Source organism: Bradyrhizobium yuanmingense, from assembly GCF_029167105.1.
GTDB lineage: Bacteria > Pseudomonadota > Alphaproteobacteria > Rhizobiales > Xanthobacteraceae > Bradyrhizobium > Bradyrhizobium yuanmingense_A.
The window spans coordinates 90,900-112,831 of the sequence record NZ_JARFML010000011.1; the positions used below are offsets into that span (position 1 = coordinate 90,900).

At 65.0% G+C, this 21,932-nt stretch carries 17 protein-coding genes and 1 pseudogene; 6 read left to right on the top strand and 12 right to left on the bottom strand.

Annotated elements, in window-relative coordinates; genetic code table 11:
• Positions 1-85: 85 nt before the first annotated feature.
• Positions 86-1,105, top strand: coding sequence for a S1C family serine protease (locus P0R31_RS16450; protein WP_275514917.1), 1,020 nt, complete (start codon positions 86-88; stop codon positions 1,103-1,105).
• Between the two features lie 176 nt (positions 1,106-1,281).
• Here the strand turns inward: P0R31_RS16450 and P0R31_RS16455 are convergent, their stop codons facing one another.
• Positions 1,282-4,758: an indolepyruvate ferredoxin oxidoreductase family protein gene (locus tag P0R31_RS16455; protein ID WP_275514918.1), complete on the bottom strand. Its 3,477-nt coding sequence runs from the start codon at positions 4,756-4,758 to the stop codon at positions 1,282-1,284.
• A 164-nt stretch (positions 4,759-4,922) separates the two neighbouring features.
• On the opposite strand from P0R31_RS16455, the gene P0R31_RS16460 reads away from it, so the two are divergent.
• From P0R31_RS16460 to P0R31_RS16470, 3 genes are all read left to right on the top strand, one after another.
• The gene (locus tag P0R31_RS16460) at positions 4,923-5,876 is read left to right on the top strand and encodes a hypothetical protein (RefSeq protein WP_275514919.1); all 954 of its coding nucleotides are present in this window, start codon (positions 4,923-4,925) and stop codon (positions 5,874-5,876) included.
• A gap of 303 nt (positions 5,877-6,179) precedes the next feature.
• Entirely contained in the window at positions 6,180-6,878 is a 699-nt protein-coding gene (locus tag P0R31_RS16465; protein ID WP_275514920.1) for a cysteine hydrolase family protein, read from the top strand.
• 11 nt (positions 6,879-6,889) lie between these two features.
• On the top strand, positions 6,890-8,557 hold the full coding sequence (locus P0R31_RS16470; protein ID WP_275514921.1) for a regulator: 1,668 nt from the start codon (positions 6,890-6,892) through the stop codon (positions 8,555-8,557).
• A gap of 52 nt (positions 8,558-8,609) precedes the next feature.
• On the opposite strand, the gene soxA is transcribed toward P0R31_RS16470, so the two are convergent.
• From soxA to P0R31_RS16505, 7 genes are all read right to left on the bottom strand, one after another.
• Positions 8,610-9,389 carry a sulfur oxidation c-type cytochrome SoxA gene (gene soxA / locus P0R31_RS16475; protein ID WP_275514922.1) on the bottom strand — a complete coding sequence of 260 codons (780 nt, stop codon included), beginning with the start codon at positions 9,387-9,389 and terminating at the stop codon, positions 8,610-8,612.
• Positions 9,386-9,703 carry a thiosulfate oxidation carrier complex protein SoxZ gene (gene soxZ / locus P0R31_RS16480; protein WP_275514923.1) on the bottom strand — a complete coding sequence of 106 codons (318 nt, stop codon included), beginning with the start codon at positions 9,701-9,703 and terminating at the stop codon, positions 9,386-9,388. Before soxZ ends, soxA begins: the two co-directional genes overlap by 4 nt.
• Positions 9,703-10,170: a SoxY-related AACIE arm protein gene (locus P0R31_RS16485; protein ID WP_275514924.1), complete on the bottom strand. Its 468-nt coding sequence runs from the start codon at positions 10,168-10,170 to the stop codon at positions 9,703-9,705. The genes soxZ and P0R31_RS16485 overlap by 1 nt, the downstream gene beginning before the upstream one ends.
• Positions 10,171-10,174: 4 nt before the next feature.
• On the bottom strand, positions 10,175-10,621 hold the full coding sequence (gene soxX / locus P0R31_RS16490; RefSeq protein ID WP_275514925.1) for a sulfur oxidation c-type cytochrome SoxX: 447 nt from the start codon (positions 10,619-10,621) through the stop codon (positions 10,175-10,177).
• Positions 10,614-11,885, bottom strand: coding sequence for an NAD(P)/FAD-dependent oxidoreductase (locus P0R31_RS16495; RefSeq protein ID WP_275514926.1), 1,272 nt, complete (start codon positions 11,883-11,885; stop codon positions 10,614-10,616). The genes soxX and P0R31_RS16495 overlap by 8 nt, the downstream gene beginning before the upstream one ends.
• A gap of 104 nt (positions 11,886-11,989) precedes the next feature.
• Entirely contained in the window at positions 11,990-14,176 is a 2,187-nt protein-coding gene (locus tag P0R31_RS16500) for a xanthine dehydrogenase family protein molybdopterin-binding subunit (protein WP_275514927.1), read from the bottom strand.
• 12 nt (positions 14,177-14,188) lie between these two features.
• Entirely contained in the window at positions 14,189-14,638 is a 450-nt protein-coding gene (locus tag P0R31_RS16505; RefSeq protein WP_275514928.1) for a (2Fe-2S)-binding protein, read from the bottom strand.
• A 356-nt stretch (positions 14,639-14,994) separates the two neighbouring features.
• On the opposite strand from P0R31_RS16505, the gene P0R31_RS16510 reads away from it, so the two are divergent.
• Positions 14,995-16,599, top strand: coding sequence for a B12-binding domain-containing radical SAM protein (locus P0R31_RS16510; RefSeq protein WP_275514929.1), 1,605 nt, complete (start codon positions 14,995-14,997; stop codon positions 16,597-16,599).
• A gap of 4 nt (positions 16,600-16,603) precedes the next feature.
• On the opposite strand, the gene P0R31_RS16515 is transcribed toward P0R31_RS16510, so the two are convergent.
• Positions 16,604-17,992, bottom strand: a complete 1,389-nt coding sequence (locus P0R31_RS16515; protein WP_275514930.1) for an MFS transporter — start codon at positions 17,990-17,992, stop codon at positions 16,604-16,606.
• A gap of 411 nt (positions 17,993-18,403) precedes the next feature.
• Here P0R31_RS16515 and cax point away from each other — a divergent pair, with 411 nt between their 5' ends.
• The gene (cax, locus tag P0R31_RS16520) at positions 18,404-19,507 is read left to right on the top strand and encodes a calcium/proton exchanger (RefSeq protein WP_275514931.1); all 1,104 of its coding nucleotides are present in this window, start codon (positions 18,404-18,406) and stop codon (positions 19,505-19,507) included.
• A gap of 42 nt (positions 19,508-19,549) precedes the next feature.
• Here the strand turns inward: cax and P0R31_RS16525 are convergent, their stop codons facing one another.
• From P0R31_RS16525 to P0R31_RS16535, 3 genes and pseudogenes are all read right to left on the bottom strand, one after another.
• Entirely contained in the window at positions 19,550-19,825 is a 276-nt protein-coding gene (locus P0R31_RS16525; RefSeq protein WP_275514932.1) for a hypothetical protein, read from the bottom strand.
• 11 nt (positions 19,826-19,836) lie between these two features.
• The gene (locus P0R31_RS16530) at positions 19,837-20,268 is read right to left on the bottom strand and encodes a pyridoxamine 5'-phosphate oxidase family protein (protein ID WP_275514933.1); all 432 of its coding nucleotides are present in this window, start codon (positions 20,266-20,268) and stop codon (positions 19,837-19,839) included.
• Between the two features lie 546 nt (positions 20,269-20,814).
• A pseudogene (locus tag P0R31_RS16535) lies at positions 20,815-21,136 on the bottom strand (MBL fold metallo-hydrolase); the annotation flags it as partial.
• Between the last annotated feature and the right edge of the window lie 796 nt (positions 21,137-21,932).

The following is a 21,932-nucleotide window of genomic DNA, read 5'->3' on the forward strand; positions in this document are numbered from 1 at the left end:
GGCAGTCCGGCCCTGCGCTCCAGGCGGGCCACTTGCGCCGGCGGGAGCAGGCCACCATCTGTGTGAGCCTTCGAGGACTCTTGCCATGTTGGACTTCACCTCAGATATCGCCGATGACACACCGTCATCGCGAACGAATGCGGCCGCCCCGGTCGATGACCGGGCGTTGCTGGACGCCTATTCCAATGCTGTGATCGACGTCACCGATCGCGTCGGCCCTGCGGTCGTGCGCGTCGAGACCGGCCCCAAGGCGCCGAACGGTCGCGAGCGCGGCGGGCTCGGCTCCGGCATCGTGATCTCGCCGGACGGGCTCGTGCTCACCAACAGTCATGTGGTCGGCACGTCGAAGGAGATCCGGCTGCGCGACGTCGAAGGCCATGTCGGCGACGCCCAGGTGCTCGGCGTCGATCCCGATACCGACCTCGCACTGCTGCGCGCCAATGGCGTGCGGCACTTGCCCTATGCCGCGCTCGGCAATTCCAAGAGCCTGCGGCGCGGCCAGCTCGTGATCGCGATCGGCAATCCGCTCGGCTTCGAATCGACCGTGACGGCCGGCGTGGTTTCGGCGCTCGGCCGCTCGATCCGCTCGGTGAGCGGGCGCACCATCGAGGACGTGATCCAGACCGATGCCGCGCTCAATCCCGGCAATTCCGGCGGTCCGCTGGTGTCATCGCATGCCGAGGTGATCGGCATCAACACCGCCATCATCAACGGCGCGCAGGGCATCTGTTTTGCGGTCGCCAGCAACACCGCGCAATTCGTGCTGTCGGAGATCATCCGCCACGGCTATGTCCGCCGCGCCTATATCGGTGTCGCCGGGCAGACCGCGCCGGTCCCGCGGCGGCACGCGGTGCTGGCCGGGGTCGAGAACAAGATGGGCGCGCTTCTGATGCAGATCGAGCCGGATGGACCGGCGGCGAAGGCAGGCCTGTTGCCGGGCGACGTCGTCATCAGGCTCGACGGCGTCGAGATCAATGGCGTCGACGATCTGATCCGCGTGCTGGACCGCGACCGGATCGGCCGCCGGCTACCCATGGACGTGCTGCGCCTCGGCCGCCTGCGGGCGATCGATATCGACCCGATCGAGCGCAAGCCGGCGCGCTGAACTGTACTGAATCGGCAAGTCAAGCGATGATGCAGAATGTGTGGCGAGCGCGTCTCCACGATCTCGTCATTGCGAGCGAAGCGAAGCAATCCAGGCTGTCTCGGCGGAAAGACTCTGGATTGCTTCGTCGCAAGGGCTCCTCGCAATGACGGGGAGAGAGCTGGGGCTTTCCCCCTCTACTCCGCCGCCGCGGCGAAGCGGCTGTTCTCGAGCTCCGCTTCCAGCCGCGCCGTCTCGGCCGCCGCCAGCTTGACGTTGGCCTCCTTGACGTGGCCGAAGCCGCGGATGGTCTCCGGCACGCGCGCAAGCCTTGCCAGCAGCGGGATCTGCTCCGCCTTCAGCCCCGTGATCCGCTGGTCGATCATCGCCAGATAATCCGCGATTAATTTCCGCTCGGTCCGGCGCTCCTCGGTGTGGCCGAACGGATCGAACGCGCTGCCGCGCAGGACCTTGAGCCTGGCGAGCACGCGGAAGGCGTGGATCATCCAGCTGCCGAACTCCTGCTTCTGCAGATGTCCGGTCGCCTTGTCGCGCTTGGCGAAGATCGGCGGCGCCAGATGATACTTCAGCGTGAAGTGACCATCGAATTTTTCGGACACCCTTTTTGCAAAACTGCCGTCGGTGTAGAGCCGGGCGACCTCATATTCGTCCTTGTAGGACATCAGCTTGAACAGGTTCTTTGCGACCGCTTCGGTGAGCTCGGTTGACCCGGGCGAAGCCGCGCTCTCCGCCTTGCGCACCTTGGCGATTGCTGCGAGGTAGCGGTCGGCATACCCCCTGTCCTGATAGGAGGTCAGGAATTCGGCGCGTGTCGCGATGATGTCGTCGAGCGATTTCGCCGGGGCGGACGCTCTCGCCTTGAACTGGAGCACGCTGCGCACGCGCGACATGTCGTGGGCGGCGAGCCGGCCCCAGGTGAAGGCGAGCTTGTTCATCTCGATCGCGGCGCCGTTGATCTCGATGGCGCGAAGCAGCGCCTCCAGCGACAACGGGATCGCGCCCTTCTGGAAGGCAAAGCCGAGCATGAAGGGATTGGTCGCGATGGAATCGCCCATCAGTGCCGCGGCAATGCCTGTCGCATCGATGATGTCGAGGTTGTTGTCGCCGATGGCGTCGCGCAGCACGGTCTGCATCGTGCCCATCTCGAAATCGAGATCGGGGTTTTGCACGAAGCTCGCGGTCGGCTGCAGATCGGCGTTGATGTAGGCCTTGGTCACGCCGCGCTCGGCGCGGCTCAGCGCCGTCGGGCCCGCCGAGACGATCATGTCGCAGCCGAGGATGACGTCGGCGCCGCCGGTGGTGATGCGAACCGCGGAGATGTCTTCCGGCCTCCGTGCGATGCGGACATGGCTCATCACCGCGCCGTTCTTCTGCGACAGGCCGGTGAAGTCGAGCGCCGAGCAACCACGGCCGTCGACATGGGCGGCCATGCCGAGCAGGGCGCCGATTGTAATCACGCCGGTGCCGCCGATGCCGGTGACGAGGATGTTGTAGGGTCCGTCCAGCTCACGTGCGGGCGGGAGCGGCAAATCGGCGAACAGCTGCCCGGAATCGACCGCAGATGTCTTCATGCGTTTCAGGCTGCCACCATGCACGGTTACAAAACTCGGGCAAAAGCCCTCGACGCAGGAAAAGTCCTTGTTGCAGTTCGACTGGTCGATCTGGCGCTTGCGGCCGAACTCGGTCTCCAGCGGCTGCACCGAGACGCAGTTCGAGGCCTGCGAGCAATCGCCGCAACCTTCGCAAACGAGCTCGTTGATGAAGGCGCGCTTGGCGGGATCGGGATAGAGCCCGCGCTTGCGGCGGCGGCGCTTCTCGGCGGCGCAGGTCTGGTCGTAGATGATGACCGTTAGGCCCTTGATATCGCGCAGCTCGCGCTGCACGGCGTCGAGCTCGCGGCGGTGGTGGATGGTCGCGCCCTGCGGGAAGTAATTGCCTTGCGGGTATTTGCTCGGATCGTCGGAGACGATCGCAAGCCGCTTGATGCCTTCGGCCCAGACTTGATGGGCGATCTGCGCGACGTTGAAGGCGCCTTCGGCGGGCTGGCCGCCGGTCATGGCGACGGCGTCGTTGTAGAGGATCTTGTAGGTGATGTTGATGCCGGCGGCCGAAGCTGCGCGAAGGGCGAGAAGCCCGGAATGGGTGTAGGTGCCGTCGCCGAGATTCTGGAAGATGTGGGTTTCGCTGGTGAAGGGCGACTGGCCGATCCAGTTCACGCCCTCGGCGCCCATATGCGAGATCAAGTCGGTGCGGCGGGTCGGCATGCTCAGCGCCATGCCGTGGCAGCCGATGCCGGCCATGGCGCGGCTGCCCTCGGGCACGCGGGTCGAGGTGTTGTGCGGGCAGCCCGAGCAGAAGAACGGCGTCCGCGCGAGCTTGATCGGTGTGCTGGTCGTGACCGGGTTGTCGAAGGCCTCGAGCCGCGCGAGGCGCTGCTCCAGTACCGGGCTGTGATGGCCCAGCTTGCGCAAGCGCGCCACCAGCGCGCCGGCGACGATGGTCGGCGTCAGCTCGCCCTCGCTCGGCAACAGCGGTGCGCCGCGCTCGTCGCGCTTGCCCGTGACCGTCGGACGCCGGGATGCATCGACGTTGTAGAGGATGCGCATCAGCTGGTCTTCGATGAAGCCGCGCTTCTCCTCGACCACCAGCACATCCTGAAGGCCTTCGGCGAAACGCTTGGCGCCGCTCTCCTCCAGCGGCCAGGTCATCGCCACCTTGTAGATGCGAAGTCCGAGATCCTGCGCGTCCTTGTCGGTGATGCCGAGGTCGGCGAGCGCCTGGCGCAGATCGAGATAGGCCTTGCCGGTGGCGACGATGCCGAGCCGGGCGGGCTTGGAATCGAGCACGATGCGGTCAAGCTGGTTGGCGCGGGCGAAGGCCTGCACGGCGGCCATCTTCGGGCCAAACAGGCGCTTCTCCGCCTCCAGCGGCGGGTCGGGCCAGCGGATGTTCAGGCCGCCGGGCGGCATCTCGAAATCATCGGGCAGCCTGATCTGGATGCGTTCAGGATCGCTGTCAATTGACGCCGAGCTCTCGACGGTCTCGCTGATCGCCTTGAAGCCCACCCAGCAGCCGGAGAAGCGCGACAGCGCAAAGCCGTAGAGGCCGAGGTCGAGATAGTCCTGGAGCGTCGCCGGGTTGATCACCGGGATCAGCGCCGCCGCGAACACCTGCTCGCTCTGATGCGCCAGCGTCGAGGATTGGCAGCCATGGTCGTCGCCGGCGAGCGCGAGCACGCCGCCGTTGCGCGAGGTGCCGGCGGCATTGGCGTGCTTGAGGGCGTCGACCGAGCGGTCGACGCCCGGGCCCTTGCCGTACCAGATGCCGAACACGCCATCGACCTTGGCGCCGGGAAACAGGCCGACCTGCTGGCTGCCCCAGACCGCAGTTGCGGCGAGGTCCTCGTTCAAGCCCGGGACGAAAGCGATGTCGTGCTGCTGAAGGTGCGACTTCGCGCGCCACAACGCGTGGTCGTACATGCCGAGCGGGGAACCGCGATAGCCCGAGATGAAGCCGCCGGTGTTGAGGCCCTGAAGCCGGTCGCGTTCGCGCTGCAACATGGGTAGGCGGACCAGGGCCTGCGTGCCGGACAGGAAGATCCGCTTCGATTCGAGCCGGTATTTGTCGTCCAGCTCGACCTGCAACAGCGTCATTTCGGAAGCCCTCGTCTTTCGTTCGGCGGGAGGTTTGCGCTGCGGGAGGGATCGCGGCTGCGCGACGCGAATTGTGACAGTCAAAAGGATGGGCCAGCGAAGTCAATACGGCTAGCCGCATCCGTGGCGCTCCTGCTAGTCATGGCTTGCGCGCGGAGGACTTCATGACTGCAAACGCATTCGACACCGAGATCACGGAGACGGCCGAGGCCCTGATCGGGCCGTGGCGTCGGCCACGCCAGATGCTGCAGGCGCAGACCTACGACGCGCACGCCTCGATCCATGACGACGCCACCGCGCAGAAGCTCGGCTTCAAGGGCGGCACCATCGAGGGCCCGACGCATTTCAGCCAGTTCGCTCCCCTCGGCGAACGGCTGTGGGGGCGCGCCTGGTTCGAGACAGGCTGTCTTTCCGCGCACTACCGCAGCGTCTGTTACGAGGGCGAAGAGGTGCAGGCGACCCTGGCAAAGCCATTGCCCGGCACGCACCAGTGCCAGATCCAGATGGTCAAGCGCGACGGCACCGAGGTGCTGCGCGGCACCGCATCGGTCGGCGATTCGCCGGTTGCGACGGCGCTTGAGGCGCGCCTCGGCGAGCTCAAGCCGCTCGCCGACCCGGTGATCCTTCGCGACGTGCAAGTCGGTGTGACCGGCAAGCGGCAGTCGGTGCGCATGGCGTTCGACCAGAACATGGGCGACCTCTATCCGTTCTCGCTGAGGCAGAAGCTCGCCGTCATCACCGAAAGCTCGCCCTACTATTCGGGCGCGGACAATCCGTGGGGCAAGCCCATCATCCCGATGGAGATGCTGAGCGTGCTGTTCCAGTACCGCTCCAAGGACGATCCGCTGCCGGCCAAGGGCCCGGCCGTCGGCCTGTTCGCCGACCAGGAGATCCGCCTGCTGAAGGGTCCGCTCTTCGAGGGCGAGGAGTACGAGATCGAGCGCGAAGTGGTCGCACTCTCGGGCAGTCGCCGCACCGAAAGCGCCTGGGTCAAGACGCGCGTGTTCGACAAAGCGGGCGCGATGGTCGCAACCATGCTGCTCAACGCGGCAACGCTGAAGGAGTCCTACGCCCCGTATGAGGAAGAGCATCGGCGGCTGTATGGGGCGGGGCGGTAGCGTGAACGTTTCGCCCACTTACTCCGCTCGTCATTCCGGGGCGACGCGAAGCGTCGAGCTATGGTGCGCAATTGCGACTTCGTCGCGCCCCGGAATGACGAACGGAGAGCGCGCGACCGCCGCTTATCCGTTGGGCAAATGCACGCCGCGAAGCCGTCGCACAGGGAATAAGCAGGCGTCGATCGCCGGCGTAACCTTCTGACCAGACAACAAATTCCCTCGCTACCCGCGCTCAACCGCAATTGTACACAATGGCACGGCGCTTGCAGAACTCCCGCTCAGGAGAGTTCTCGCGGGGCCGTCATGTTGAACTCAGCCAAGCCGACAAGGGGCGTCGTCAGCGCCGAGCCTGAGCCGATCACGCTCGACTGGCCCGCCACCGCACTCCTCATCATCGACATGCAGCGCGACTTCATGGAGCCCGGCGGTTTCGGCGAGACGCTGGGTAACGACGTCAGCCAGCTCGCGCGCGCGGTGAAGCCGATCGGCGCGGTGCTGACGGCGGCGCGCGACACCGGCATGCTGGTCATTCACACGCGCGAGGGGCATCTGCCCGATCTCTCCGACGCCCCGCCGGCAAAGATCGAGCGCGGCGCGCCGAGCCTTCGCATCGGCGATCCCGGTCCGATGGGACGCATCCTCATTCGCGGCGAGGCCGGCCACGACATCATTCCCGAGCTCTATCCGCTCGACAGCGAAATCGTGATCGACAAGCCCGGCAAGGGGGCGTTCTACGCGACCGAGCTCGGCGAGGTCCTGGAGAAATACGGCATCGAGAATTTGCTCGTGTGCGGCGTCACCACGGAAGTGTGCGTCAATACCACGGTGCGCGAGGCCAACGACCGCGGCTATCGCTGCGTCGTCATCGCCGACGGCTGCGCGTCCTATTTCCCCGAGTTTCACGAGATGGGCCTGAAGATGATCAAGGCCCAGGGCGGCATCTTCGGCTGGGTGGCGGATTCAGCCGCAGTTCTGGAGGCAATGAAGGTTTCGACCACATAGGGGGTATTATCATGAGCACATTGACGGGGGCGGCCGGCAGTTCTGATCTGAACAAGTCCGACTTCAAGCCGGCGCTATGGACGTCGGGCGACTGGAACGCGTTGTTCGGCTTCGGCACCAACATCCTCGTCAACATGCTGGTGCTCACGGGCCTGTTGCGCTTTGTGCTGAAGATGCCCGACAGCCTCGTGTTCGGCCGCATCCTGCCCGCGCTCGGGCTGATGATGTGTCTTTCCACCTTCTATTACGCCTATCTCGCCTATCGCCTCGCCCAGAAGACCGGCCGCAACGACGTCTGCGCGCTGCCGTCGGGCGTCAGCGTGCCGCACATGTTCATCGTGACCTTCGTGATCATGCTGCCGATCACGCTCAAGACCGGCGATCCGCTCAAGGGCTGGTCGGCGGGTCTCGTCTGGGTGTTCTTCCAGAGCTTCATCCTGATGATTGGCGGCTTCATCGCGCCGTTCATCCGCAAGATCACGCCGCGCGCGGCGCTGCTGGGCACGCTCGCGGGCGTCTCCGTCACCTTCATCTCGATGCGGCCAGCGTTAGAGATGTACATGACGCCGCAGATCGGTCTCGTCTGCTTCGCCATCATCCTGGTGAGCTGGTTCGGCGGCGTGAAATACTGGCGCGGCATTCCCGCAGGCCTCGTCGCCATCGCGGCCGGCATGATCATCGCCTGGGGCTCGAACCTGTTCGGGCTCGGCCTCGGCGGCCTGAGCATCGCGGGTGTCGGCGCGGCCTTCGCCAATTTCGGCTTCTCGGTGCCGATCCCGGCGTTTGGCTACGTCTTCTCCGGCTTTGAATTCCTCGGCATCATCCTGGTCACCGCCATTCCGTTCGGGATCTATGACCTCGTCGAGGCCATGGACAATGTCGAGAGCGCGGAAGCGGCCGGCGACGACTATCCGACCACGCGGGTGCTCACCGCCGACGGCGTCGTCAGCCTGATCGGCTGCCTGATGGGCAATCCCTTCATCAACGCCGTCTATATCGGTCATCCCGGCTGGAAGGCGATGGGCGGCCGGATCGGTTATTCGGCTGCGACCGGCATCATGGTGGTGGTGTTGTCCTGGTTCGGCATCATCTCGGTGCTGCTGGCGCTGGTGCCCGTCGTCGCAATCTCGCCGATCCTGCTCTATATCGGCATGCTGATCGGTGCGCAGGCGTTCCAGACCACGCCGGTCAAGCATGCGCCCGCGATCGTATTGGCACTGACCCCGCACCTTGCCGCCTGGGCCAAGCTCCAGATCGATACGATGCTGGCCTCGACCATGACTGCGGCAGCAACCGTCGGCGGGATGGCGGCGGACAAGGCCGACGCAGTCAAAACGGCTGCGATTGCCGCGCTGCCGCAGCAAGGCGTGTTCTATCACGGCCTCGAGGTGATGGGCGGCGGCTCCATCCTCGGCGGCCTTATCCTCGGCGCCGTCGGTGTCTTCATCATCGAGCGCGATTTCGAGAAGGCCTCCGCCTTTGCGCTGGTCGGCGCGATCCTGACCTATTTCGGCTTCATGCATGGCGAGGCCGTCGGCATCGGCGGCGGCTTTGGCGTGACCCCCGCGGTCGCGCTGGCCTACGCCGTGATGGCCGCCGGCCTGTTCGCCGCCAGCAAGCTCGGCGCCAGCGAGCACTATGCCGCGCATCCGGAGATGTCGGCCGCGCCGGCGGAGTAGGCCCGGCTTTCACTTGAGGAAGCGGCCGGGCGATCGCCCGGCCGCTTCTGTTTCAAGGCCGTACCGCCGGCGTTTCCATCGGCAGGCCGCGCGCCCGCGACATCAGGTACAGTTCGAGCGCAACCAGCTCGGGTGAGCCGTAATCATAGGCCTGGGCGCGGACGCCGCTCATGCAGCTGCGCAGCCGCCGCTCCAGCGACCCCAGCGTCTGCCATTCCAGTCGATACAGCGGATAGCCGGTCGGCTGTCCCTGCGTGATCGGAGCGCCCGCGAGGCGCTTGTCGAAATTGTCGTCATGGCAGTTGGTGCAGGCAAGGTTGAGCTGGCCTTCGCGCTGCATGAAGAGGCCGCGGCCCTGGTCGACAAACGGCTTGAGCTGCGGATCGTCGCCGGCGGTGATCGGACTACTACGCGACTGGTGGCCGACGAAGGCGGACAATGCGAGCAGGTCGCGGCTCTCGTAAGGTAGCGGCGTCGCCTGCTGATGATTGTCCCGGCAGAGATTGATGCGCTGGTCGAGCGTGACGGGGCGGCCGAGGTCCTTGTCGAAAGCGGGATAGCGCGCGGCAACGCCCTTCATGCTGGTGCGCGCATCGCCATGACAATCGGCGCATGCCCTGTCGGCGCTGCCGGTCTTCTTCTTCCACAGCTGCTCGCCGTCGAGCACGAACAGCATGCCGGGGTTGGCGGTGTCGTCATCCTGCATCGCGCGGGTGTCCGGACCCATGAAGGCATAGCCGGACCGGCGCGCATCGGACGGGATCTCTCCGGCGAGCAGGGCGGGGGCCGTGACGAGCAATATCGCCGCCGCTATCGCGCGCCAAGAGATCATCCGACCGTGATCGATGCCGATGCGGTGGACGAATAGCCGTTGTCGCCAATCCACTCGAACTCGAACTTGCCGCTCTCCTTGGCCACCGTGAAGAACGACAGATATGGGTTCGCCGCGATCGCCGGAAACAGGTCGGCACGAAAGATTTCGGCGCCGTTGTAGCGGCAGATGAAGCTCGTGATGATGTCGCGCGGCACGAGCTTGCCGTCCGCGGTATGGCGGAATCCTGTTTCCATGATGTGCGAGGTCAGCGTGCGGATCTCGATGATATCGCCGCGTCTGGCTTTCGAGGGAACGTTGATGAGGGCGGCCATCAGTTCATCTCCTCGGTGCAGGCCGCCAGCGTCACGACGACATCGGCGGCAACCTGCCAGAACGTGTCGTCGGACAGGCGCGCGATCGCGACCACCTTCTGGGTATCGGCGAGCCGGATCCGGGTCGAGACCTGGGCTCGGCCGGCGGATGGACCAAGATAGAAATTGCCGATGTTCGGCTGCGGGTTCTTCTCGTTGAAGACGTGGATGCTCTTGACGTGGTCGTCCGCCGTCATCGGGCTTGCAACGCTGACCGTCATCGGCACCGTGTTGCCGTTCTCGACCAGCGGCGGAATGTCGAGCCTGATCCTGCCGCTGCGAAGCTGGGCTTCGCCTACCACGTTACGGATCGCAGCGTTGAGCATCGCCGGCGTTGCTTGAAGCGGCCGCAGCGTCACGATCGGGACCGTGCCGGCGACTGTCATGCCTCCGGCAAGGTTCAGGAATTGTCGTCGCGTGGTCGGCATGAACCTAGTCCCGAAGCGTTGCAAGAAAGGCCACGATGTCCTCGATCTCCGCAGCCGACAGGATCGGCTTGCCGGCGAAGTTGCGTCCGACGCGGACGAGGCCGTCGTTGCGATAATAGGACGGCATGATGGTGTCCGGATTGAAGCGCGAGGCATCGACCAGTCGAAGCCGCAACTGGCTCGCGGACCACCGGTTCCCGGCACCGGCAAGATCAGGCGCGAGGTCGCCCTGGAACCGCGTTTCCGGAAATGGGCCGGAATGGCAGAGGATACAGGTCGTCGTGCGTGCGAGCACCAGCGCGCGTCCGCGCGCGGCATCGCCGGATGAGCCTGTGAGCGAGACTGCAATGCCGTCGCCGACGATTGTGTAGGGCACGAGCTCGTCCGCGCTCGCGCTGCAGGCGAGGCTGGCAGAGATCAGCACTGCGATATGGATCATTGCTCTAGCCAAAGGTGTCCGCCGTGATGGTTTCAAACCAGCGCTCCGCCTCCGCGGCCTCGCGGGCGCGTAATTCGCGCGGCGCGTCGACCGGGCTTGTGGCGCCGCCCTCGACCTCGGCGAAGATGTCGCCCCTGGGCTCGTAATTGCCGGCCAGCGAGAAGCCGTAACCGGGCGCGACGACGTTGTAACAGACGCCGGTCAGGCGTGGCGTGTCCGGCGCGCGGCCGGCAAGGAGATTTACGATCGCGCCAGCACAGGCCTTGCCTTGCGCGCTCGCAGCGGCTGCCGATTTTGGAATGCCGCCGCCGAGGCAGGCATCGCCAATGACGTGGACGTTCGGAACGAGTTTCGACTCGAACGTGACGGGATCGATCGGGCACCAGCCCGTCGCGTCCGCAGCGCCCGCGATGGCGGCGATGCGCCCCGCGCGTTGCGGCGGGATGACATTGGCGACATCAGGCGTGTAGTTGCCGAACTCCGTGACGATGGTTTGCGTGGTCGGATCGACCGAGGTGACGCGGCCGCCTTGCGACAGTGCGACGCGCTCGATCATGTCGCCATAGAGCTCCTTCCACGCCTTCTCGAACAGCCGCTGCTGCGAGAACGCGTCCTTGGCATCGAGGATCAGAACTTTCGAGCGCGGCTTTCTCGACTTCAGATAATGCGCGATCAGGCTCGCACGCTCGTAGGGCGCTGGCGGGCACCTGGAAGGATTGGCCGGGATTGCAATGGCGACCGTGCCGCCGTCCGCCATCGCCTCCAATTGCCGGCGCAGCAAAAGCGTTTGCGCGCCAGCCTTCCAGCCGTGCGGCATCGTCTCCGGCGCAGCACCGTCGTAGCCGGGCAGGGCCTCGAGGTGGAAGTCGATGCCGGGCGAAAGCACGAGGCGGTCATAGCCGAACGGGGTGTCATCGCCCGTTGTCACACGACGCGTTTGCGTGTCGATGCCCGTCGCAGCCTGGGCGACGATGCTGATGCCCTCGGCGACAAGTTTGTCATAGCCGAACTGCTGCGCCTCGATCTCGCGAAGGCCCGCGATCACCTCGTTGCTGAAGGGACAGGAGATGTAGGTCTTGTTCGGATCGATCAGGGTGACCTGCAATTTAGCATCGGCGCGCTTGAGCGCGCGGGCGCAAGCGGCGCCGCCAAAGCCGCCGCCGACCACGACGATGCGGCCCGCCGATTGCGCGCGCAGGATCGAAGGGGCGGCGAGCGATGTAGCCGCGACGGCGATGCCGAGGGCGACATTCCGCCGCGTCACCGGCGCAGTCATGAGACCTGTCCGGAAAATGCTGCGGCGGCCGATACGGCCGCCGCGATTTGACGTTTGAGCATGATCTTTTCGGACAACCGCTCCACACTTCTCCGGATCATGCTTTACGCTAAGGTGATGTTCTGGTCGCGCAGCGGCACATGGCGGATGCGCTTGCCGGTCGCGGCGAAATACGCGTTCAGCACCGCCGGCGCCGCGATGCCGATGGTCGGCTCGCCGACGCCGCCCCAGAACCCGCCGCTCGGCACCATCACCGTCTCCACCTTCGGCATCTCGTTGATGCGCATCGAATTGTAGGTATCGAAGTTGGTCTGCTCGATCTTGCCGTCCTTCACCGTGCAGCCGCCGTAGAACAGCGCGGAGAGGCCATAGACGAAGGAGCCGGCGACCTGCCGTTCCACTTGCGCCGGATTGACGACGTAGCCCGGATCGGTGGAGGCGACGATGCGATGCACCTTGATCTTGCTGCCCTCTGTCACCGAGATCTCGGCGGCGCCGGCGACATAGCTGCCATAGCCCATCACCTGCGCGATGCCGCGATAGACGCCTTGCGGCGCCGGCGTGTTCCAACCGATCTTCTCGGCAACCGCATTGAGTACCGCGAGGTGCTTGGGGTGGTTGCCCATCAGCTTGCGGCGGAATTCGAGCGGGTCCTGGCCTGCGGCATGGGCGAGCTCGTCCATGAAGCATTCCATGTAGATCGCGTTGTGGTTGACATTGACGCCGCGCCAGAAGCCGGGCGGGACGTGCGGGTTGCGCATCGCATGCTCGACCAGAAGGTTCGGCACCGAATAGCCGAATGCGGCTTCGCCAGATTGGGCGACGCCCTGGAATGCCGCGGGATCCATGCCGTTCTGCAACGCTTCGGGGCGGAGCGAGAACAGGATCGATTGCCCGGACAGGCGGTAGTGCAGCGCGATCAGGTTGTTGTTGGCATCGAACGCGCCAGTCATCTTGCACTGGGTGATCGGGTGATACCTGCCGTGCGCCATGTCCTCTTCGCGCGACCACAGCAGCTTGATCGGCGTGCCCGCCATCTGTTTGGCGATCATGACCGCCTGGCGGACATAGTCGGTCTGGCCGCGACGGCCGAAGCCGCCGCCTGGCATCACCTTGTGCACGTCGCACTTCTCGGCCGGCAGGCCGGACGCTTCCAGCACCGCTGCAAACGCCGCCTCGCCGTTCTGCGTGCCGCACCAGACCTCGCATTTGTCGGCCGTGTAGAGCGCGGTGGCGTTCATCGGCTCCATCGTGGCGTGGTTCTGGTAGGGATAGGAGTAGACGGCCTCGACCTTCTTGGCGGCGCCGGCAATCGCGGCCTTCGCGTCGCCGTTCTTGTTGCCGACATAGGCCGGCTGCGCATTGTCGAGGCCCTCGGCCAGCCACTTCGCGATCGACTCGCTGGAGACTTTTGCGTTGTCGCCTTCGTCCCAGACGATCGGCAGCGCCTCCAGCGCGGTCTTGGCGTGCCACCAGGTGTCGGCGACGACCGCGACCGCGGTATCGCCGACCTTGACGACCTTCTTGACGCCTTTCATGTTGGCGATCTTGGCTTCGTCAAAGCTCTTCAGCTTGCCGCCGAACACGGGGCAGTCCTTGATCGCAGCGTTCAGCATGCCCGGCAGCTTGACGTCGACGCCGTAGATCATCGCGCCGGTGGTCTTGTCGGCGGTGTCGAGCCGATTGACGCCCTTGCCGATCAGCTTCCAGTCCTTCGGATCCTTCAGCTTGACGTCCGCCGGCGGCGTCAGTTTCGCCGCGGCCTCGGCGACCTTGCCGTAGGTCGTGGTCCGGCCCGAGGGCGTATGGGTGATGACGCTGTTCGCGGCCCTGCATTCGGACGCCGGCACTTTCCACGCGTCGGCTGCGGCCTGGATCAGCATCACGCGCGCGGTGGCGCCGCCCTTGCGGACATAGTCCTGCGAGGAGCGGATGCCGCGGCTGCCGCCGGTTGAGAAATCACCCCAGACGCGCTTGCGGGCGACGCTCTGGCCGGGGGTCGGATATTCGGTCGTGACCTTGGTCCAGTCGCATTCGAGCTCCTCGGCAACGAGCTGGGCGAGGCCGGTCAGCGAGCCCTGACCCATCTCCGAGCGGGCGATACGGATCACCACGGTGTCGTCGGGCCTGACCACGACCCAGGCGCCGATCTCCGGCGAGCCGTCGGCGGCGCGGACCACGGCGGGGCCGCCGAAGGGCAGGTCGAGGCCGATGGCAAGGCCGGCACCGACCGCAGCGGTGCCGATGACGAAGGCGCGGCGGTTGAGCCGCGGCGATATATGCTTGTTCATGTGGGGATTTCCTTACGCGCTCGCGATCGTGTGGATCGCCTCGCGCACCTGCTGGAAGGTGCCGCAGCGGCAGATATTCGTGATGGCCTCGTCGATGTCGGCGTCGGTCGGCTTCGGCTTCTCGTTCAAGAGCGCGGCCACCGCCATGATCATGCCGCTCTGGCAATAGCCGCATTGCGGCACGTCCTGGGCGATCCAGGCCTCCTGCACCTTGTGCAGCGTTTTGCCCGAGGCGAGCCCCTCGATGGTGGTGATCTGCTTGCCCTCGGCCTCGCTGACCGAGATGCCGCAGGAGCGCATCGCAACGCCGTCGAGGTGAACCGTGCAGGCACCGCATTGTGCAATGCCGCAACCGTATTTGGTGCCGGTCAGACCGGCATTCTCGCGGATCGCCCAGAGCAGCGGCGTATCCGGCTCGACGTCGAGCGTGAAGGGTTTTCCGTTGATTGTTAGGTTTGCCATCGCAAGTCCCCTGATTGGCCCAATCCACCGATTGAACTCAGGGGCGCAATGTGTGCGGCAAACTGGAACGGTTCAAATCAACAGTCCGAAGTTCAAATCAACAAACCGAGCGCGGCCGGGCGCATGGCCCCCGCTCTGGGGTATGGACCGGGACGCCGTTTTGGCCCATCCCTTCGCCATCGATTCGGGTTGGCGCCTTGTTCCGAGGGCGCCAATCCGCGGCTTGAGGCGACGTCCGGCTGTGAATGCCGGTTCCAGGTCCCCGCGCCGCTTGCCCAGCGGCGACAGTTTGTCCCTATTGCCGGGGTGCAAGTCGCGGGCGCTTTGGTACACTGCGCCGACGCAAAAGGAGTTCCATGAACGTGCCGAGTCCCTGCAACGTACTGATGCTCTACCCGCTGTTCTCGGCAGAGTCCTTCTGGACCTTCGGCGAATCCTGCAAAGTGATGGGCGTCAAGCGCCCGGCCGCCCCCCTGGGCCTGATCACCGTCGCCGCGATGCTGCCCGAGAGCTGGACCGTCCGGCTGATCGATTGCAACACGGCAGCCTTCGGCGAGGAGGATCTCGCCTGGGCCGACGTCGTCTTCACCGGCGGAATGTTGCCCCAGCAGGCCGACACGTTGCGTCTGATCGAGCTCTGCCGCGCGGCCGGCAAGCCGGTCGTGGTCGGCGGTCCTGATCCCACCTCGAGCCCCCACATCTATGAGCGGGCCGACTTCCGGGTGCTCGGCGAGGCCGAGAGCGTCATGAACGAATTCATCGCGGCCTGGGAGAGCGGCGCGCGTTCCGGCCTCTTCACCGCACCGAAGTTCCAGGCCGACGTCACCAAGACGCCGGTGCCGCGTTTCGACCTGCTCAGGTTCGAGGACTATCTCTATCTCGGTGTGCAATATTCGCGCGGCTGTCCGTTCACCTGCGAATTCTGCGACATCATCGAGCTCTACGGGCGCGTGCCGCGGACCAAGACGATCGAGCAGATGTTCGTCGAGCTCGAGACGCTCTACAAGATGGGCTATCGCGGCCATCTCGATTTCGTCGACGACAATTTCATCGGCAACAAGAAGTCGCTGCGGCAATTTCTGCCGAAGCTTGCCGAATGGCAGCGCACGCACGGCTATCCGTTCGAATTCTCCACGGAAGCCTCGGTCAATCTCGCCGACGACCCGGAGCTGTTGGAGCTGATGGGTGCGGCCAATTTCTTCGGCATCTTCGTCGGCATCGAAAGTCCGGACCCGGCGACGCTGGTCGCGATGCGCAAGAAGCAGAACACGCGGCGCAACATCGCAGAGAGCATCCACAAGATCTACGCCGCCGGCATGCTCGTCACCGCGGGCTTCATCGTTGGCTTCGACAACGAGAAGGTCTCGATGGCGGAGGCGATGATCGACTTCATCGAAGAGGCGGCAATCCCCGTCGCCATGGTCGGCCTGCTCTATGCCTTGCCCAACACGCAGCTCACGCGCCGGCTGGAGCGCGAAGGCCGGCTGCATTCCGGGCACGACGTGGCGCCGACGATTGGCGCCGATCAGTGCACGGCGGGCATCAATTTCGATCCGGTCCGCCCGTTGCGCGACATCCTGACGGACTACAAGCGGGTGCTGGAACACATCTACAGCCCGGCGGCCTATGCCGCACGTGTCGACCGCCTGATGACGCTGCTCGACCGGTCCAGGCAGCGTTCCGAGCTTGCCGAAGGCGATATCCGATCCAAGCTCGGAGCCATGGAGACCGTGCACAAGGTGGTGTCCGCGCTTCCCGAGGCGCGGGGGCCGCTCTGGCAGACCTTCATGAACTGCGCCAAGCGCGACACGTCATCGGCGCGCATCGCCGTGCAGATGATCGCGGCCTATGCACATCTCGGCCCGTACTCCCGCAAGGTCATCGCGGCGATCGACCAGCGCCTGGCCGCGCTGGACAACGAGGCCGTCGCTCCGGTGGCCGTCGGCGTGACGGCGGCCTGACGGCTTACTTCACCGCGAGCCGCAGGAAGCTCATCACGCTGCCGAGCGCGGCAAAGCCCGCGCCGAGCGCCAGCGCCAGCGTCGCGCCCTCGTGGCCAGCGAGTGCGAAGCAGGCGGCGGCGAGCGCCGCGCCGGTCGTCTGCCCGGTCAGGCGCGCGGTGGCGACGATGCCGGAGGCGCTGCCGCTGCGATGCGGCGGCGCGCTTGCCATCACCGCCTTCATGTTCGGCGCCTGGAAGAAGCCGAAGCCCATGCCGCAGATCACCATCCGCCAGATGATGTCGGCAATGGCGGGATTGGCCGGCAGCGTCGCCAGCAGCGCCATGCCGAGACCGAGCAGCACGAGCCCGATGCCGCCGAGCAGGCCGACGGCATGGCGGTCGGAGAGGCGGCCCGCGATCGGCGCCATGATGCCGACCACGAGCGGCCAGGGCGTCATGAAGAAGCCGGTCTCGACCTGCGAGCGGCCGAGCACGCCCTCGAAATAGAACGGCAGCGAGACGAAGGCGAGGCCCTGGACCGCGAAGGAGCACACCGCCGTTGCCGCCGACAGCGCGAACATCGGACTGGCGAACAGGTCGATCGGCAGCATCGGTGCGGGATGGTCGGCGTGGCGGCGGGTCAGGATCACGCCAAGCACGAGGGCGGTGACCAGCTCGATGCCCACGACGATTGGCGACAGATTGTGCGCGGCGCTGCCGATGCCGGTGATGAACAGGCCGAGGCAGGCGGTGGCCAGGATCGCGCCGGCTAAGTCGAAGTCGTGATCGGCGCGCGGGGTCTTCGGCAGCATGGCAAAGCCGATGCCGATGGCGATGAGGCCGAATGGGATATTGACGGCGAACAGCCACGGCCACGGTCCGAGCGCGAGGATGGCGGAAGCGATCGAGGGCCCGAAGGTGAAGGCGGTCGCGACCACCAGCGCGTTGTGACCGAAGCCGCGGCCGAGCATGCGGCCGGGATAGACGAAACGCACCAGCGCCGTGTTGACGCTCATGATCCCGCTTGCTCCCAACCCTTGCAGCGTGCGCGCCAGCAACAGGCTGTCGAGCGACCAGGCCACCGCGCAGAACAGCGAGGCGATCGTGAACAGGATCAGGCCGCCGAGATAGATGCGCTGGTGTCCGACGATCTCGCCGAGCGCTCCGAGCGGCAAGAGCGTTGCCACCAGCGCGATCTGGTAGACGTTGACGACCCAGACCGACTGCTCCGGCGTGACGTGCAGGTCGGCTGCGATGGCGGGCAGGGCGATGTTGGCGATCGCGGTGTCGAGCGAGGCCATTGCGAGCGCAGTGAAGATCGCCGCGACCGCCCAGCGCCGCTGCGCGGCCGGCAGGCCGTCGGCGATGGGTTGGTCGGGCTCGCCCGCGGCGGCAGGTAACGTGATCGTCATTTTCGTTGGCGCGCTGCTCCGGCGGCGGGACGTTCGGCATGTACTACGGCGGCGCCGGCTTCCACAGGCGCAAGCTTGCATGCTGTGTATGCGCGAAGGTCAGGCGATGCGGCGGCGCTGCGAGTGCAGGGCGAGGCCAAAACGAAATTCGAAAAACAACCCCATGCACAGTAGGAGGCCCTTTGATCGACAAGGCATTTTCCCGCCGGGTCGCAACGGCGGCCGCGGTCGCGATCAAATTGACACGTCGGGCAAAACACTGGCAGGATTCCAACGTGCCAGGGATCGGCCGGCAGCAGGCCGCATGCGCGCCTGCTCGCCGTTTCCACCACGCCTACGTTGAGGCAGATCAACACTCCGCCCGCGCGGCCGCCCGAGTTTCCATCAGCGCATCGATGGAGGGGCGGCTGCATGCAGACTCTGCTCAGGGAAATCCGGAATACCCCTTTGCTCTGGATGTTGGCCTTCGTGCCCATCGTGCTGGTGGCCGAGGCGGTGGTGCCGCATTCCCATACCCTGCTGTTCGTGCTCGCGGTGCTCGCCATCGTGCCGCTGGCGGCGCTGCTCAGCCACGCCACCGAGGCGGTCGCCGCGAAGACCGGCGATGCCGTGGGCGGATTGCTCAATGCAACGCTCGGTAATCTGACCGAGTTGATCATCGCCATCACGGCACTGCGGGCCGGCCAGTACATGCTGGTGAAGGCCTCGATCGCGGGCGCGATCGTCACCAACGCGGTGTTCATGCTGGGCGCCTGCCTGCTGCTCGGCGGCCTGCGCTATCACGTGCAGGAATACAACCGCGCCGGTGCGCGGCTTTCGTCCGGCCTGCTGCTGATGGCGACCGTCGCCCTGCTTGCGCCGTCGGCGGTCGCCGATCTCGACCACCTGCCGCAGGGCGGGGGCATCCTCAACAGGCTCAGCCTCGGCATTTCGGTCCTGCTCATCACAGCTTATGGGCTCGGCCTGTTGTTCTCGCTGCGAACGCACAAGGAATTGTTCGCAAGCGCCGATCACGGTCACGACGACAAGGAGGCGCATTGGCCGATCGGAACAGCCGTCGGCACGCTGCTGATCGTCACCGTGCTGGTCGCGCTGGTCAGCGAGATCTTCGTGGAATCGGTGCAGAAGGCGGCGGAAACCTTCGGAATGAGTCCGGCCTTCGTCGGCTTCATCGTCGTCTCGCTGGTCGGCGCCGCCGCCGAATTCGCGGTGGCCTTCGCCGCGGCCCGCAAGGACCGGCTCGACATGGCCGTCAGCATCGCGCTCGGCAGCGCCTCGCAGATCGCGCTGTTCGTCGCACCCGCTTTGGTGCTGCTCAGCTATGTCGTGGGGCCGAAGCCGATGGACCTGCAGTTCTGGCCGGGGGCCGTCACCATGATGATGATCGCGACGGTGACGTCGGCCTTCATCACCGCCAGCGGACGCTCGGCCTGGTTCGTCGGCGCGCTGATGATCTTCATCTATGCGGTGTTCGCGCTGACGCTTTACGTCGTGCCGCCGGCGGGCCAGGGATGACGTGCGCAGGCGAGAGACACCGACCATTATAACATCCCGCCGTCAGGGCAGGAGGGTCACAACCAGATAAACAATCACGGCGGCGCCCAGACAGCGCCGCCAGGGGTTCACGCCGCGGATGATCTCGTCGGCGCCCCAGATGATGAGCCCGCCTTTCACGATGATCGTCAAGCCGAGGCTGGCCTTGCCAGCGGACGGCCATATCCAAAGCAGAGCTCCCGCGACGATCACGGCCCAAAGAACAAGGTTGGGCCACTGAGCGATGGTGATCGCGCCGGTTTCGCGGTTACGGAAGAACCAATCAAACAGGCGCCGCAAGCCGCGGGCTGTCAGGGCTTTATCTCGCCTTCTTCGCGGCCCTTCCAATAGGTCACGCGTTTGGCTCTCACCTTGATCAGAACGATGCCTGGCGTATCGATGCCCTGATCGAACCACTTGTCGAGATCGCTCGTCCAGTGCTGCTGGAAGGCGACCTTGTCCCTGATCAGTTCGGCAGTCCCTTCAACGGCGACATAAATTCCTTTGGAGAAAAGGCCAGCTTCCGAGGAGAATCCCAGCGCTACCTTTGGATTTCGTTGGATATCCGATACCGTCCGCGCCTGTTCGTAGGTGAAGTAGTACGAGGTGCCGTCGTAGGCGACGTCGCCGTTGTTGCTCATGGGACGGTTGGCAATCTCGCCGTTCTCGGTGTGCGTCGAGAGAATGGCGATGTCGATGCCGGCCATATCCTTCGCGATCTCGGCAAGTGATGTCTTGGGCATGAACTTTCCTCCATGGAGCGGGAGCAACGACTGGATTGGGCCCATGTTCCCTGAAGCTGGGGACGAAGTGCGCGCCGCGATTCAGCAAAGATTCGCTTATTGCCGGCGGCGGTCTGGCGATTGGCCGCCATGCTCACCGAAGATGGCCGCAGGTGCGGCCCTGCGCTGGTTGTGGCGCTGGCCGGCTCGTCACGATCCGACGTTACGAGCACCTTGACCTCCTCCTCACCGCACGATCGTCGACTCCGGCCAGTTCGGTGCTTGCCAGACCGTCGACCACGGCTGGTCACCCCACAACCGCGCGCCGTGACATCCACGCGGACGAGCACGAAGCTGCTGGTGCCACTGCTAAAGCCTTCGGTCGTTCCCAGGCGGTAGACGTGACGAAGGCGAGAGCTCGGACACATGTCTGTTCCGGTTACGGCCTCGAACACGCCGGTTTCCTTTTGCCAGGTGATGAGGCCCGGCCGCGGCGTAGTGCCGAACCCGAACCGAAGGGCGCTTGATCATCCGTCGAAGCGCTCCAGTTCAGCCGGTTCTTGCCGGTCAGTAGTCCCAGAACACCGGGACCCAGCGGAAGGCATCGCCGGCGGCCGCGACGTGACCGACCGATGGGAGAACGGCATGTGCGTGGCCGCCAGCAGCTCGCCGCTCTGCGCGATCTCCCGCAACAGCCGGATCCGAACGCGCGCCGCCTCCTCTGGGTCGTGCTCGAAGCCGTTGTGCCATTCGGGTTGGTCGAACCCGACGGCAAACACGGCATCGCCGGCGAATGCCAGCGCCTCACCGCCGGACGCCACGCGGACCACGCTTTTGTCCGGGCGTGACCGCCGGTGCGGCGAACGACGACATCGGGTGCAACCTTGTGTCGCGACGGCTTTTGCGGCCGCGATCAAGTTGACCCGTCGGGCAAAACACTGGCAGGACGTCAACGTGCTTGGGCTGTCGACGCGCCTACTGCCAAGATCGACGCCGCCTCGCCAAGGTACCAGTGACTTTTGAACGTCTGCGGATTCGTCTTTCCTCGGCCTTCTCCAGCCGGGTACGAAGGTTCTGAAGCTCTGTCAGTTGAGAGCTGAGCGACAAAACGCGCTGACGCAGAACCGCAATACGGTCGCACTGACCACGAGTACTCATGAAGCGCCCTAAACAGTGAATGTCTGGAAATGATCAACTGGGCGAAAAAAAGAATGGACTTAAACCTATGGGTGTTGATGACCATAGCACAGGTTCATTCACAGGATGTGAAATTTGGACGACACGCGCGGCAGGGACGTCGCCGACGCGATCGGGACACGCCAAGATCAAAGCGTCGTTGGATCGGTGATTTTGCGCGACCGCCCAAGTCGATTCCGAGTTCCTTGCGGAAAACCGCTGCTAGAGCATAAGCCCGAGCACCAACCAGCTGGCAACAGACAAACAGACGACGATTCCCAAATACGGCAATGCAATGCGCATGGTCACTCCTCGATTCCGAGACGCGACGAGAACGTGGTCAGATACGCAGATTCGGGGCGCCAGCCTATATTCCATGCGATGTATCAGCTGTGTAACGGCCTGCGGCGAGCATATTTAATTTGACTTTTGAATATAGTTGAAATTATATGAAATTGATTTAATTATTATATTTAATTTGAGCATCTTGCAGCGTCGCAAAATATCAT